The sequence below is a fragment of the Sinomonas sp. RB5 genome (assembly GCF_054063535.1).
On the sequence record NZ_JBSSGJ010000021.1, the window covers coordinates 11744 to 26085 of the forward strand.

The 14342-nt window shown below is 72.1% G+C and carries 13 protein-coding genes and 1 tRNA gene; 5 read left to right on the forward strand and 9 right to left on the reverse strand.

Translation table 11 applies throughout. The features are described from left to right. The first annotated feature begins 27 nt into the window (after positions 1-27). Entirely contained in the window at positions 28-1731 is a 1704-nt protein-coding gene (locus ACVWWH_RS18600) for a LuxR C-terminal-related transcriptional regulator (protein ID WP_457317591.1), read from the forward strand. Between the two features lie 248 nt (positions 1732-1979). Beyond that, entirely contained in the window at positions 1980-3104 is a 1125-nt protein-coding gene (locus tag ACVWWH_RS18605; protein WP_457317592.1) for a flavin-containing monooxygenase, read from the forward strand. A 293-nt stretch (positions 3105-3397) separates the two neighbouring features. Here the strand turns inward: ACVWWH_RS18605 and sucD are convergent, their stop codons facing one another. The 8 genes from sucD to ACVWWH_RS18645 all read right to left on the reverse strand — a co-directional run bounded on the left by sucD (position 3398) and on the right by ACVWWH_RS18645 (position 12041). Continuing rightward, positions 3398-4333: a succinate--CoA ligase subunit alpha gene (gene sucD, locus ACVWWH_RS18610; RefSeq protein ID WP_457317593.1), complete on the reverse strand. Its 936-nt coding sequence runs from the start codon at positions 4331-4333 to the stop codon at positions 3398-3400. A gap of 12 nt (positions 4334-4345) precedes the next feature. Beyond that, positions 4346-5515 carry an ADP-forming succinate--CoA ligase subunit beta gene (sucC, locus tag ACVWWH_RS18615; protein WP_457317594.1) on the reverse strand — a complete coding sequence of 390 codons (1170 nt, stop codon included), beginning with the start codon at positions 5513-5515 and terminating at the stop codon, positions 4346-4348. 216 nt (positions 5516-5731) lie between these two features. Beyond that, a complete protein-coding gene (locus tag ACVWWH_RS18620) occupies positions 5732-7207 on the reverse strand; it encodes an NCS1 family nucleobase:cation symporter-1 (RefSeq protein WP_066496291.1) in 1476 nt (491 codons plus the stop codon). Between the two features lie 97 nt (positions 7208-7304). After that, a complete protein-coding gene (gene pcrA / locus ACVWWH_RS18625; protein ID WP_457317617.1) occupies positions 7305-9830 on the reverse strand; it encodes a DNA helicase PcrA in 2526 nt (841 codons plus the stop codon). A gap of 104 nt (positions 9831-9934) precedes the next feature. Next, a complete protein-coding gene (locus tag ACVWWH_RS18630) occupies positions 9935-10180 on the reverse strand; it encodes a hypothetical protein (RefSeq protein ID WP_066496287.1) in 246 nt (81 codons plus the stop codon). Between the two features lie 20 nt (positions 10181-10200). Beyond that, entirely contained in the window at positions 10201-10710 is a 510-nt protein-coding gene (locus ACVWWH_RS18635) for a DUF892 family protein (protein WP_066496285.1), read from the reverse strand. A 136-nt stretch (positions 10711-10846) separates the two neighbouring features. Beyond that, on the reverse strand, positions 10847-11059 hold the full coding sequence (locus ACVWWH_RS18640) for a hypothetical protein (RefSeq protein WP_066496277.1): 213 nt from the start codon (positions 11057-11059) through the stop codon (positions 10847-10849). Between the two features lie 142 nt (positions 11060-11201). Then, a complete protein-coding gene (locus ACVWWH_RS18645) occupies positions 11202-12041 on the reverse strand; it encodes an inositol monophosphatase family protein (RefSeq protein ID WP_229710880.1) in 840 nt (279 codons plus the stop codon). Between the two features lie 91 nt (positions 12042-12132). On the opposite strand from ACVWWH_RS18645, the gene ACVWWH_RS18650 reads away from it, so the two are divergent. After that, the gene (locus ACVWWH_RS18650; protein WP_457317595.1) at positions 12133-12777 is read left to right on the forward strand and encodes a hypothetical protein; all 645 of its coding nucleotides are present in this window, start codon (positions 12133-12135) and stop codon (positions 12775-12777) included. A gap of 30 nt (positions 12778-12807) precedes the next feature. Here the strand turns inward: ACVWWH_RS18650 and ACVWWH_RS18655 are convergent, their stop codons facing one another. After that, complete coding sequence (locus ACVWWH_RS18655; protein WP_066496271.1) at positions 12808-13677, reverse strand: hypothetical protein; 870 nt, start codon at positions 13675-13677, stop codon at positions 12808-12810. An 88-nt stretch (positions 13678-13765) separates the two neighbouring features. On the opposite strand from ACVWWH_RS18655, the gene ACVWWH_RS18660 reads away from it, so the two are divergent. Beyond that, positions 13766-13839: transfer RNA gene (locus tag ACVWWH_RS18660), tRNA-Arg, on the forward strand. Position 13840: 1 nt separating this feature from the next. After that, positions 13841-14284, forward strand: coding sequence for a DUF6314 family protein (locus tag ACVWWH_RS18665; RefSeq protein ID WP_457317596.1), 444 nt, complete (start codon positions 13841-13843; stop codon positions 14282-14284). Positions 14285-14342: the final 58 nt, after the last annotated feature.

Here is a 14342-nt window from a genome sequence, read left to right on the forward strand (position 1 = left end):
CAACCTACTCCGGTCTATCCTCGAAGCGTGGCGGTCCACGGCTCCACGGCCCAGCTCCCCGGCCCCTCGCGGCCTCTCGACGGACGCCGGCTCTACGAGGCCGGAGCGTGGAGCAGCGCGCTCGAGGCCTTCGAACGGGCTGACTCGGCCGAGCCGCTGCCCGGGGCGGACCTCATGCTCACCGCATTCAGCGCCTACCTCTTGGGCCTCGAAGACCGCAGCATCGCCCTGTTCGGCCGCGCCTTCCGGGACTTCCTCGGCGCGCACGATGACGCCGCTGCCGCCCGCTCCGCCTTCTGGCTCGGCTTCGCGCACGACGCCCGGGGCGACCGCGGCCGCGCCGAGGCCTGGGGGCGCCGGCTCGCGGCCATCGTCGAGGAGGCCGGGCTCTCGGCAGAGCGGGCGCTCCTCCTCTCCGGCATGGGGCACCGGGCCCTCGCCTCCCCGGACCCGGCCGAGACGCGCCGCGCGCTCGGGCTCTCCCGCGAGGCGGCCCTGATCGCGCACGCCGCGCGCGACACGGACACGGAGGTCTTCTCCCGCCTCAGCACCGGCTGGGCGCTCCTGCGCCTCGGGAGCGACGCCGAGGGGCTGGCGGAGCTCGACGAGGCCATGGCCACGGTGACGGCCGGAGAGGTCAGCACGCCGATCGTGAACGGCGTGGCCTACTGCTCGGTGATCTCCGCGTCGCTGCGGGCCAAGGACCTCTCCCGGGCCCGCGAATGGACCTCCGCGGCCACCGACTGGTGCGCGCGGAACCACGAGCTCGTGCCCTTCCGGGGACAGTGCCTCGTGCACCGCGCCGAGGTCAAGATGCTCGACGGCGACTGGCCGGGCGCGCTCGAGGAGGCCGCCCGCGCGGCCGAGCGGCTCCTCCCCGCCGACGCGGGCCTGGCCAGCTACCAGCTCGGCGAGCTCCACCGGCTCACCGGGCGGTTCGCCGAGGCCGAGGACGCCTACCGCCGCGCCAATTCGGCCGGGCGCCGTCCCGAACCGGGCCTCATGCTGCTCCGGCTCGAGCAGGGCCGTGTGGACGTGGCGTCCACGTCGGCCCGGCGCCTCGCCACCGAGCTCACCCGGCGCTCCGAGCGGGAGGACTTCCTGCCGGCGTACGTCGAGGTCATGGCGGCCGCCGGGGATTCGGAGGCGGCCCGTGCCGGCGCGGAGGAGCTCTCGCGCCTGGCCGAGGAGGCGGAGGGCGGCCGCCCGGGCGTCGGCGGCGTCCTCACGGCCCGCGCGCTCACCGCGCAGGGCACGGCCCGGTGCGCGGCCGGCGCGGCCGCCCAGGCCGTTCAGACCCTCCGGGAGGCCTCCCTCGCCTGGCACCGGCTGGGCCTGCCCTACCTCGAGGCCCGCACCCGGGCGGTCCTCGGCCGCTGCTACGCGGCCCTGGGCGACAACGAGGCCGCCGCCCTCGAGACCGACGCGGCACGGGCAGCCTTCGGAGCGCTCGGCGCGGCGCCGGACCTGGCGGCCCTGCCGGCGCGCACCGCCGGCGGGGACGCCGTAGCGGCAGGCGGCAGGGCGGCGTCGTCCGCGGGCCCGCTCACCGAGCGGGAGGTGCAGGTGGTGCGGCTCGTGGCGGCGGGCCTCACCAACCGCGGCATCGCGAAGGAGCTCGTGCTGAGCGAGAAGACCGTGGCGCGGCACCTCGCGAACGTCTACGCCAAGCTCGGCATCGCCTCGCGGGCCGCGGCGACCGCCTACGCCTACGACCACGGCCTCCTCTGACCGCCGCCCCAGCGACCCGAGGTCACCTCCCACCCGACCCGAGGTCACCTCCCACCCGACCCGAGGTCACCTCCCACCCGACACGGGGTCACCTCTCCCGCGACCCGGGGTCACCTCCCCCCCGACACGGGGTCACCTCTCGCGCGACCCGGGGTCACCTCTCTGCACAGAATTACTCATCCAGTCCGCACCGAGGATGCACCATCCGCCCGACGCGGCCGCGGTGCGCCCAGCCTTACGGTCGAGGCATGACCAGCACCCAGCCCCAGACACCCCTTCCCGCCGAGCCGGGTCGCGCCGCGGGGCAGCGCGTCGAGACGGTCGTCGTCGGCGGCGGCCAGGCAGGGCTCGCGACAGCCCACTGGCTCGCCAAGGCCGGCAGAGACTGCCTCGTGCTCGAAGACCGGGAGCGGATCGGCGACCAGTGGCGCGGGCGGTACGACTCGCTGCGCCTCTTCACCCCGGCGCGGGTGGACAGCCTGCCCGGCCTGCCCTTCCCCGGACCCCAGTCCGCCTTCCCCACCGGCCGCGAACTCGGCGACTACCTCGAACAGTACGCCGCATCGCTCAGCGTGCCGGTCCGCACCGGCGTCCACCTGCTCTCCGTGGAGCCCCTCGCCGGCGGCGGCTTCCGCCTCACCACGAGCAGGGGCCAGATCGCGGCCGAGAACGTGGTCGTTGCCACCGGCTCCGACGCCGTGCCGAAGGTGCCGCAGGTCTCGGCCGCCCTCGATCCGGGCATCCGGCAGCTGCACTCGAGCCAGTACGGGAATCCGGCCCAGCTCCTTCCCGGCCCGGTCCTCGTGGTCGGGGCCGGCACCTCCGGCGCGGACCTGGCCATGGAAGCCGTCGGCGCCGGCCACGAGACGTGGCTCTCCGGCCGCCACCCGGGCGAGATCCCCGGCAACGAGCGCGTCCGCGCACCGTTGTTCTGGTTCGCGGCCAACCACGTCCTGACCCTCAGGAACCCGCTGGGGCGGAGGGCCCGCGCCGCGATGAGGGCCGCCGGCCGGGCACCCCTCGTCCGCACCCGGCGCTCGCACCTCGACGCCGCCGGGGTCCACCGCACCCAGGCACGCACCGTCGCAGCAGTCGACGGGAAGCCGCAGCTCGACGACGGCACCGTCCTCGACGTCGCAAACGTCCTGTGGTGCACGGGCTACCGGCGGGACTACTCGTTCGTTCCGGCCGTCCGCCTCGACGCCGACGGCTTCCCCCTCGAGCACGACGGCGCCGCGGACGGCGTCCCAGGCCTGTACTTCGTGGGCCTCTTCTTCCAGAGCGCGTTCAGCTCCCACCTGGTGGGCGGCGTGGGACGGGACGCCAAGGTGGTTGCAGACCAGATCTGCGCCCGCTCGCGCCAGCGCGTCTGAAAGTCACCTCCTGGAAGCCATGGTCAGGACATTGACCTTCAGGAGATGACTTTCAGGAGGTGACCTTCAGGAGGTGACTTTCAGACGGGGGTGGGGGCGCGGCCCCCGGGCGGCGCGGAGTCCGACCGGCTTTCGCGACGTCTCGCGGCGCGTCGTCCCCGACACGCCGGCAGATGCGCCAACAGAGGGGCGAATGATGGTCGAACTCGGCGCCGTCCCGGGGCGAGCACGACGGCGGCCGGTCACCTTCCGTGGGGAAGGCGACCGGCCGCCGTCGTGCGTGGGTCAGGACCTCAGAGGTTCGACTCCGCCGGGTGCACCGGGTAGACCGAGCGGAGGAGGTGAGCCGTCTCGGACGGCGTCTTGCCGACCTTGACGCCGGCTGCCTCGAGGGCCTCCTTCTTCGCCTGCGCCGTGCCGGAGGAGCCGGAGACGATGGCGCCGGCGTGGCCCATGGTCTTGCCCTCGGGGGCGGTGAAGCCGGCCACGTAGCCGACGACCGGCTTGGTGACGTTGTTCTTGATGAACTCGGCCGCGCGCTCCTCGGCATCGCCGCCGATCTCGCCGATCATGACGATCGCCCTGGTCTCCGGGTCGGCCTCGAACGCGGCGAGGGCGTCGATGTGGGTGGTGCCGATGACCGGGTCGCCGCCGATGCCGATGGCCGTGGAGAAGCCGAGGTCACGGAGCTCGTACATCATCTGGTAGGTCAGGGTGCCGGACTTGGACACGAGGCCCACGCCGCCCTTGCCGGTGATGTTGGCCGGGGTGATGCCCACCAGGGCCTCGCCCGGGGTGATGATGCCGGGGCAGTTCGGGCCGATGATGCGCGTGACCTGGTTGCCCTCGGCGTCCTTCGTGGACTGGGCGAGGGCCCAGAACTCGGCCGAGTCCTGCACCGGAACGCCCTCGGTGATGACCACGACGAGGCCGATCTCGGCCTCGATCGCCTCGACCACGGCGTCCTTGGTGAAGGCCGGCGGGACGAACACGATGGAGGTGTCCGCGCCGGTCTCCGCCATGGCCTCCTTGACGGAGGCGAAGACGGGGAGCTCGACCGCGTTGCCGTGCTGGTCCGTGTGGCTGACGGTGGTGCCGGCCTTGCGGGCGTTGACGCCGCCGACGATGTTGGTGCCGGCCGCGAGCATGCGGGCGGTGTGCTTGGAGCCCTCGCCGCCGGTGATGCCCTGGACGATGACCTTGTTGTCCTTGTTGAGGAAGATCGACATTTTCTCTCGTCCTTACTTCGCAGCGTTGGCCAGCTCAGCGGCCTTGTCGGCGCCCTGGTCCATGTTCTCGGCGAGGGTGACCAGCGGGTGGTTGGCCTCGTGGAGGATGCGGCGGCCCTCGTCGACGTTGTTGCCGTCGAGGCGCACCACGAGCGGCTTGTTCGCGGAGTCGCCGAGCTTGTTGAGGGCGCCCACGATGCCGTTGGCGACAGCGTCGCAGGCGGTGATGCCGCCGAAGACGTTGACGAAGACGCTCTTGACCTGCTCGTCGCCCAGGATGATGCCGAGGCCGTTCGCCATGACCTCGGCCGAGGCGCCGCCGCCGATGTCGAGGAAGTTGGCGGGCTTGACGTTGCCGTGCTTCTCGCCGGCGTAGGCCACCACATCGAGGGTGGACATCACGAGGCCGGCGCCGTTGCCGATGATGCCGACCTCACCGTCCAGCTTGACGTAGTTGAGGTCGAGGGCCTTGGCCTTGGCCTCGAGCGGGTCCTCGGAGTCCTTGTCGACGAGCTCCTCGTGCTCGGCGTGGCGGAAGCCCGCGTTCTCGTCGAGGGAGACCTTGCCGTCCAGCGCGATGATGTCGCCGGCGCCCGTGCGGACGAGCGGGTTGACCTCGACCAGCGTGGCGTCCTCGCCCTTGAAGACGTCCCACAGCTTGACGATGACGCCCGCGACCTTCTCGCGCAGCTCGGGGGCGAAGCCGGCGGCCTCGACGATCTCGGCGGCCTTGGCGGCGTCGATGCCCACGGCCGGGTCGACCGGAACCTTGGCGAGGGCCTCGGGCCGCTCGACGGCGAGCTGCTCGATCTCCATGCCGCCCTCGACCGAGCACATGGCCAGGTAGTTGCGGTTGGCGCGGTCGAGCAGGACCGAGAAGTAGAACTCCTCGGCGATGTCCGCACCCGCGGCGATCATGACCCGCTTGACGGTGTGGCCCTTGATGTCCATGCCGAGGATGTTCGTGGCGTGCTCGAACGCCTCGTCCGCGGTCTTGGCGACCTTGACGCCGCCCGCCTTGCCGCGGCCGCCGACCTTCACCTGAGCCTTGACGACGGTGACCCCGCCAATCTTCTCGGCCGCGGCCTTGGCTTCCTCGGGGGTGTGCGCAACGATGCCGGCGAGCACGGGAACCCCGTGCGCCTCGAACAGATCGCGCGCCTGATATTCAAACAGGTCCACGGTTCAGGTCCTCTACGTCGAAAGTAGTTCTGACTCGGAGCACGCACGAGTGTGCCGTGGGGAGCTCCCCTCGGCGGGCCTGATGCTCCAAGGGGAAACTCTAATCCCTCGCGGCGGCGCGGGCTCCCCAGGGGCTCAGTTCGTGACCAACCGCACAGCTCTACAATTCGTAGAAATAGCCCGCCGTGCGCTAGGCGTCGGGGGCCGCGTTCCCGGTCAGATCAGCGCTTCCGGCGGCCTTCCTGCCGCCGGTTCGGCCGCTGCGGCCGCGGCGACGGACTCCGCGATGGAGGTGTCGTGACGGGAGATCGCCCAGTGCACGACGGCGGCGATCGCGGCGCCGATGAACCACGAGAAGGGCGCGAGGTAATCGAAGGCGGGGACGAGCGCGACGATGACGGCGGGCACCGCCGAGACGGCGAACGAGCCCACGGCCTTCAGGTTCCAGCCGTTGCGGTAGGTGTAGTAGCCGCGCTCCCGGAAGAGGTCGCCGACCGCCACATGCTGCCTCCTGAGCACGTAGTAGTCCACCATGATGATCCCGAAGAGGGGACCCAGCAGGGCGCCGAGGCCGCCCAGGAAGAGGTTCACGACCAGCGGACTGTTGAACAGGTTCCACGGGGTGATCACGAGGGCGATGAGCGCCGCGATCAGGCCTCCGCGCTTGAACGTGATCTTCTCCGGCCAGACGTTGGCCAGGTCGTAGGCGGGCGAGACGAAGTTCGCGACGACGTTGATGCCCAGGGTCGCGACCGCGAACGTGACGGCGCCGAGCAGGAGCGCCCACACGCTGTCGATGCGGCCCACGATCTCGACCGGATCGTAGATGTGCTTCCCGTACACCTGGTAGGTGCCGGCCGTGACCACCACGGACACGACCGAGAAGGCGATGAAGTTCACGGGCAGGCCCCACAGGTTCGCGGACCACACCGACCGGCGGTCCGGTGCGAAGCGGGAGAAGTCACAGAAGTTGAGCAGCAGCGTGGAGAAGTAGGTGACGGTGAGCGCGATGGCCGCGGCGAACGCGTGCCCCACTCCCCACGTGGCCGTGCCGCCCTGCAGCTCGAAGGAGACCTTCCAGCCGGCCTTGAGCAGGATGTAGACCACGAGGAGTCCCATGACCACCCACACGGCCGGGCCGGCCCAGTCCTGGAAGCGGCGGATGGTGTCCATGCCGTTGCGCAGGAGGACGAGCTGCAGTGCCCACATGAGGAGGAAGCCGAGCCAGCCTAGGGTGGACTCGCCGAGGAAGTTGTTCTCGGTCAGCCCCTGGGCGCCGGGCCAGATCTTCAGCGCGATGATGATCACCGCCCGGGACGCGAGCCAGGTCTGGATGCCGTACCACGCGATCGCGACGAGGGCCCGGATGAGGGCGGGGAGGTTGGCCCCGATCGTACCGAAGGAGATCCTGGCCAGCACCGGGTAGGGCACGCCCGTCTTCTGGCCCGCGTACCCGGAGAGGTTCATGAGGAGGAAGACGATGACGATCCCCACCACGAGCGCGAGGAAGACCTGCCACGCGCCGAGGCCGATCGCGAAGAGCCCGGCGGCGAACGTGTACCCGCCGAGCGAATGGATGTCCGACATCCACATCGCGAACAGGGAGTAGAAGCCCCACCTCCTGTGCTCGGCAGGCGCGAGGTCCTCGTTGTAGAGGCGGGGGCTGTACCCCGCGGGAATCGACTCGGCCACCGTTCCGCCTCCTTGCCCACGGCTACCCCGGCGGTCCCCCACACCGTTCGACGACAGGGTAGGACCGCCGGGGCCCAGGCTCAATGGGCGGCGGCGCTCAGCTCACCTTGGTCAGGGGTGCATAGCGCAGCAGGAGGCGCTTCTCGCCGACGTCGAAGCTCACCTTCGCGACGGTCTTGTCGCCGGCGCCCTCGACGCCGATCACCGTGCCGTTGCCGAACGCCGTGTGGTTGACCTTGTCCCCCACCGAGACCGCGATGACCTCCTTCTGCGGCTGTACCCGCCCCTTGGTCGTGGCCGCGGAGGGCGCCGACGCCGGGGAGATCGAGGAGAAGTTCGCGTTCCGGCTCGTCCCGGCGCCCCAGGAGGAGCCGCCGTACCGGCCGCCGAGCCGGTCGTACCGGTCGGCGGCGCTGCCCACGGCGGGCGGCCGCTTGGACCCCTCGCGCTTCCAGTCGATCAGCTCGGCCGGGACCTCGCCCAGGAACTGGCTGGCCGGGTAGTACTCGCTCTGGCCCCAGAGGCTGCGCACCTCGGAGCGGGTGAGGTAGAGCCGCTTCCGGGCGCGTGTGAGGCCCACGTAGGCGAGCCGGCGCTCTTCGGCGAGCTCCTCGGGGTCCGTCGCGGACCGGCGGTGCGGGAAGACCCCGTGCTCCATGCCGGTCAGGAACACGACCGGGAACTCGAGGCCCTTGGCCGTGTGCAGGGTCATGAGCGTCACGACGCCCTGCCGCCGCGCCTCCGCGACCGCCGCGTCGACCTCGGCCTGGGAGGCGCCGTCCGGCGTGTCCGGGATCTGGTCCGCGTCCGCGACGAGCGAGACCTGCTCGAGGAACTCCTCGAGGCTCCCCTCGGGATTGTCGCGCTCGTATTCGCGCACGACGGCGACGAGCTCGGCCAGGTTCTCGACGCGCGACTCGTCCTGGGGGTCCGTCGAGCTGCGCAGGCCCGCGAGATAGCCGGTCTGCTCGAGGACGGCCTCGAGGGCCTCGGCCGCTCCCGACCCCTCCGCCACCGCAGCGAGGTCGTCGAGGAGCTTGACGAATCCCTTCACCGCGTTGAGCGAGCGGGTGGCCATGCCCGGGACCTCCTCGGCGCGGCGGGCGGCGGCCATGAAGGAGAGGCGCTCCCGCTCGGCGAAGGCGGCGATGGTGCCCTCGGCCCGCTCGCCGATGCCCCGCTTCGGCTCGTTGAGGACGCGGCGGAGGTTGACGTCGTCGTCCGGGTTGACCAGCACGCGCAGGTAGGCGAGCGCGTCCTTGATCTCCTTGCGCTCGTAGAAGCGGGTGCCGCCGACCACCTTGTAGGGCAGGCCCACACGCATGAGGATCTCCTCGAGGCTGCGGGACTGGGCGTTGGTGCGGTAGAACACCGCGACGTCGCCGGGGCGGAACTCGCCGGTGTCGGTGAGCCGGTCGATCTCTTTGGCGATGAAGCGCGCTTCCTCGTGCTCGTTCTCGGCCGCGTAGCCAATGATCTTCTCGCCGTCCCCCTCCGAGGTCCACAGGCGCTTCTCCGGCCGGTTCGGGTTGCGCGAGATCACGGCGTTCGCGGCGGAGAGGATCGTCTGGGTGGAGCGGTAGTTCTGCTCGAGCTTGATGGTGCGGGCCTCGGGGTAGTCCTTCTCGAACTCCACGATGTTGCGGATGTCCGCGCCGCGGAAGGCGTAGATGGACTGGTCGGAGTCGCCCACCACCGTGAGCTCGGACGCCTCCGGCCCTTCGCCCACGATCTCCCGCACGAGGGCGTACTGGGCGTGGTTGGTGTCCTGATACTCGTCGACGAGGACGTGCCGGAACCGGCGGCGGTAGGTCTCGGCGAGCGCCGGGAAGGCCCGGAACATGTACACGGTCTCCGCGATCAGGTCGTCGAAGTCCATGGCGTTCGCCTGGCGCAGGCGCTGGGTGTAGCCCTTGTAGACCTCGGCCACGCCGGCCTCGAACGGATCGTTCATGTTCGCGCGGCCGGCGAAGTCGTCCGCATCGATGAGCTCGTTCTTGAGCGCGGAGATCTTGTGCTGGACCGCCTTGGGGGCCACCTTCTTGGGGTCCAGCTCGAGGCCCTTGTGCACGAGCGTGATGAGCCGGAGCGAATCGGCGGAGTCGTAGATCGAGAAGTTCGAGTTCAGCCCCACGGACTTCGCCTCGCGGCGGAGGATGCGCACGCAGGAGGAGTGGAACGTGGAGATCCACATCCGCTGCGCGCGCTCGCCCACGAGGGCCTCGATGCGCTCGCGCATCTCGGCGGCGGCCTTGTTCGTGAAGGTAATGGCGAGGATCTCGCCGTGGTGGGCCCGGCCTGTCGCGATGAGGTAGGCGATCCGGTGCGAGAGCACGCGCGTCTTACCGGACCCGGCGCCCGCGACGATGAGCAGGGGGGCGCCGGCGTGGGTCACTGCCTCGAGCTGCTGCGGGTTGAGCCCCTCGAGCAGGTGGGCGGCCTCGGCCTCCGCCGCCCGGCGCGCGTCCTCGGCCGGGTCGGAGGCTGGCAGCCAGTCCTCGGGCAGGTCCTCGGGAGCGCCGGTCTCCTCCTCCGGGGCGGGCGGAAGCTCCTCGGGGTCTGGTTCCTCCGCCCCGCCGGGCAGGCCGGTCTTGGGCAGATGGGCGTAGGGATCGAAGAGCATATCCATGATCCCTCTATTTTAGGCCGCGCGGCTGACACTTCTCGGGGCCGCCCAGGGCGCGGGCGTGGCCGGGACGATGGACGCCCCGGCCACACCCTGGCCCCTCAGGCTCCGCTCGGGCGGCGTACGCCGTAGCGGTGCCCCTCGCTGTCGGTCTCGATGTCGATCCCGTCGAGCTCCCGCGCCTCCTTGAGGTCCTCGGGATTGTGGCCGTGGCGCTCGGGCTCGGTGGCGATCCGGCGATTGGCCGGCCCGTAGAGCCCGCGCAGGCGGCCCATGGTCCTCATGAAGGACTCGGGTCTGCTCTCGCGCGCGCCCGGCTCCTGCTGGCCCGGCTCGTGGTGGTTCATGTGCGCACCTCCCTCCTGCCTCAGTCCGTCTTGGCCTGGACGGTCTCCGCGCTGGCGAAGACCTCGCGCATGAGCTCGAGGACCCGGTTGCGCGAGGCGAGCTGCTCGATGAGGCACTTCTCCAGCTGATCGGCGAGGTGCGCACTGATCCACTCCCGTGCGTAGACGGTCAGCGGCTCGTACACGGCGATCGCGCTGTAGAGCACCTCGAGGGCGAGCGGCAGGACCGCGAGGTCCTTGATGCCGTCGGCCGTCTTGCGCAGGATCGCGTGCGCCTCCTTGTCGAGCCCGTCGGCCGCGTGCCCCGGGGGGACGGCGACGTTGCGCTCGAGCTCGGCGAAGCAGTCCTCGAGGACGGCCGCATGCAGCCTTGCCTCCTCGCTGAGGTCGAGCATGAGGGCCGCGACCTCGCGCCGCTGCGACTCCTGCTCGAGGACTCCCAACGTGACGATCGAGCGGCGGCTTGTTCCGCGGGCGATTCCCAGGCGGTACACGAAGAGCTCGTGGGCTTCGGAGAAGTACTCGAACATGGCAGGACCTACTTCCCGGCGGGCCGGCGGCGGGCGCGAAGCTCCGGCGGATCCTTCGACGACGTCCGCCCCTGTCCTACGACCATTCTCCGCCGCGGCGCCTGCCGCGGCAACGGAGTGCCCCGGCGTCCGGCCCCTACTCGTCCAGGCCGCGGTGCTGCTCCGCGACGTCGGCCGGGTCCGCCTCCGGGACGTCGGCCGGGCCCGGTTCGACCACCACGTCCTCGGCGTCGATCAGGCCGTCCTCCTCGTCCCAGACCTTCTCGTCGGGCTCGACGGAGAAGTCCAGCGAGGGGTCCTCCTCCTCGCTGAGGCTGCGTGCCGGATCCTGGTTGTCGATGCTGGCCATGGTTATCCTCCGTGCGCCTCGTCTGGCGGGACCGGCCCGCTCCCAGGACCGTTTCCGGCCTCTGGCTCAGTCCAGCACAGCACCGGGCCGGTGCGGGGTCAAGGGCGCCGCCGGCCCGTCTGGAGTCCCCCGGAGGGGCGCCTCAGCCGAGCCGCGCCGAGGACAGGGCCGAGACGATCTCGCGGACGGCCGTCGCGCCTCCGGCCGCGAACCAGGTGAGCCCGTTGACCTCGACGGTCGCCGTGGTGCCGCCGGCAGCGGTGAGGATCGCCTTGCCGGGGAGCCAGTCCCACTGCGGGCACGAGTGCTGGAACCACGCCCCGATCTCGCCCTGGGCCACGCGGGCGAGGTCGCACGAGCCGGAGCCGAGGATGCGGATCGAGGCGGACTGGACGGCGGCGGCGTGCCATGGCATCGCCGAGAGCGGCTGCTCGAGCCAGCGCGGCTGGATCGACGTCGCGACCCCGAGCATGCCCAGGCGCGCGTCGGCCGGCCCCTCGAGGGGATTGCCGTTGAGCGTGGCGGGGACCCCGGCGCCGCCGATCCAGAGCTTGTCCTCCTGGGGCTGGAAGATCGCGCCGAGGAGCGCCTCCGGGTCGGCGTCCGCGCTCGAGGCCGGCCCGCGGAGGGCCAGGGCGGAGCACCAGTAGCTCGATCCGGCGAAGAAGTTGTACGTCCCGTCCACGGGGTCCACGACCCACGTCCGGCCCGAGGAGGACGGCACGTCGGTGCCCTCCTCGCCGAAGACCCCGTCCTCGGGGCGGCAGCGGCGCAGCTGGGCGAGGATGTACGCCTCGGCGGCCTTGTCCGCGGCGGTCACGATGTCGGAGACGGAGGACTTCCGCTGGGCCTCGAGGCCCTCGCGCCGCATCTGGAGCGCGAGCGTCCCGGCCGTGCGCACGAGCGCCTCGGCCAGTGCGGCGTCGGTCAGGTCCGGGTCGAGGTCGGGCAGGGTGCGGGCGATGTCGCTGGTCTCAGGCACACGCCCAGCCTACCCGCGGGCCCCACGTCCGGCCGCTGTCCCGGCAGGCCCACGGTCGGGGGCGCCGCCGTGCGCGACGGATAATGGACCCATGTCCAAGACCCCTGCCCAGCGGGCCCGCAAGCACGGCGGGCGCGCCGCCGTCGCCCCGAGTGCCCGCCCCGGCCAGCCCGCCAACCCCACCACGCGGCGCACGCCGGAGCAGGCCCAGGGCAACGCACGGCTGATCATCATCGCCGCCCTCGTGGCCAGCGTGTTCATGTTCTGGTACTACCACCTGCTCACGCTCTCGCAGATGACCCAGCTCTCGGGGGGCCTCGCCATGCCGGACTCGCTCGTGGGCGGATTCTCCCCGGACTACGCGCACCGGCTGCAGGGAGCGCTCGACGACGCCGCCCGCGGCCAGCTCAGCTACGTGCACAAGACCGCAGGCACGCTGTTCCCGCTCATCACCGGCTTCACGTTCCTGCTCGTCTTCGGCACGTGGGTGAAGGGCAAGGTCCTGCGGCGGGTCTCGTTCGCCGTGGTGGTCGTGTTCGCGATCGTGCGGCTGTGGGGCAACATCGCGGTGGACAGCGCGCTCGCTCCCGGCGCGGACGCCGGGGCCGCGGTGGTCGCGTCGGTCCTCGTGGTGGCGGGCTGGGTGCTGCTCTTCGCCATCCTCCTCGGTGCCGGAGCCGCGGTGCTCGCCGCGCGCCGCAGGCGCACGACGCCGGAGCGCGCCTCGGGCGCCTGACGCCCCGCACGTCGGGGGCGCGGCCCGGGCTCAGGCGCGCACGCGGCGCAGGGCGCGGGCCTGCCGGGCCGGCACACCGAGACGGTAGGCGATGACCGCGCCCACCAAGGCGATGCCCACCGTGATGGGGTAGCCCATGAACCGCTCGAGGGTCCCCGGCTCGGGGACGTGGAGGCGGACGGCCCCGCCCACGAGCGTCGCGACGAACGAGGCGCCGCCGCACAGCAGCACGGGCCACGCCGCCGCGGAGCGCCCGATCCACAGCAGGCCGAGCACCACCAGCGCGAGCGAGCCGCCCACGAAGTAGGCGCCCGCCGCGACCAGGTGCACGGCCTCGATGGAGTCCTGCGGGACGAGTCCCACGACCGCCACCCCCGTGCCGGCGAGCCCGAGGAGGATCCGCACCGCGAGCGTCGCCGCCCAGGGCACGGCGACCGCCGGGTGGCCCGACCGGATCGCCGCGGCGAGGCTCCCGCGGGCGGCGGCGGCCGGCGTCGTGCGTGCACGTCCCGCGGCGCGCGATGGGCGCGCCGTCCTCGGCGCGCGCGCCACGAGGGCGCGGGAGAGCCGCGCCTGGGCGAGGACGGCCCGGTCCTGGGCGGCGACGCGGAGCACGGCCGAGGTGATGAGCAGCGCCGCGATCACCATCCCCACGCCCTGGAGGACGAAGGAGACGTCCATGAGCGCGTGCAGCGGCGAACAGATCTCGCGGGTGCCGTGGAGGCCGCAGCTGACCTGCCCGAGGTCGCTGATGAAGTTCAGCCGCCGGCTGTACGGGGCGGGGCCGCGCCAGCCGGCGATCGTGGCCGCCTCCGCGGCGAAGAACTGGAGGACGCTCACCGCCGACCACGCGCCCAGGTAGTGCCGGATCCGGTCGGTCGATGCCTCTGCCGCTGCCACGGGCCCAGCCTAGCCACGACCGCGGCGTGCGGCGCGGGCGCCCCGCCAGCCGGTATGCTTGTCAGCGTGCCCGGCGCGATCCGGGCCGGCCCCCGTAGCTCAGTAGGATAGAGCGGCCCTCTCCTAAAGGGCAGGCCATCGGTTCGATTCCGGTCGGGGGCACTTGTCATATCCCGTCCCCGATCTGCGCGCCTACCTCCTCGGGCCCTGGGCCGTGGAGCGCGAGCTCGTGGACCGGGCCTCGGGCGCACGGGGCAGCTTCGCCGGCACGGTCGCGTTCGAGCCGACGGACGACGGCGGACTCCGCCAGCGCGAACGGGGCACCGTCCGCTGGGGTGCCCATGAGGGGCCGGCCGAGCGCGAGTACCTCTGGCGCCCGGGCGCCCACGCGGGGACCATGGACGTCTTCTTCCCCGACGGGCGGCCGTTCCATGCGGTGGACCTGACCGGCTCCGCGGACGACGGCGCCCACTGGTGTTCCCCCGACGACTACCGGGTCCGCTACGAGGCGATCGGCCCGGACGAGCTTCGCTACGCGTGGGACGTCAAGGGGCCGGCGAAGGACCTGCTCCTGACGAGCGTCCTCCGCCGGCTCCCCCGCCCCTGATCCCCCACCGCGACCCGGGGTCACGTCTCACCCCATCCGGGGTCACGTCCCTAGCGAC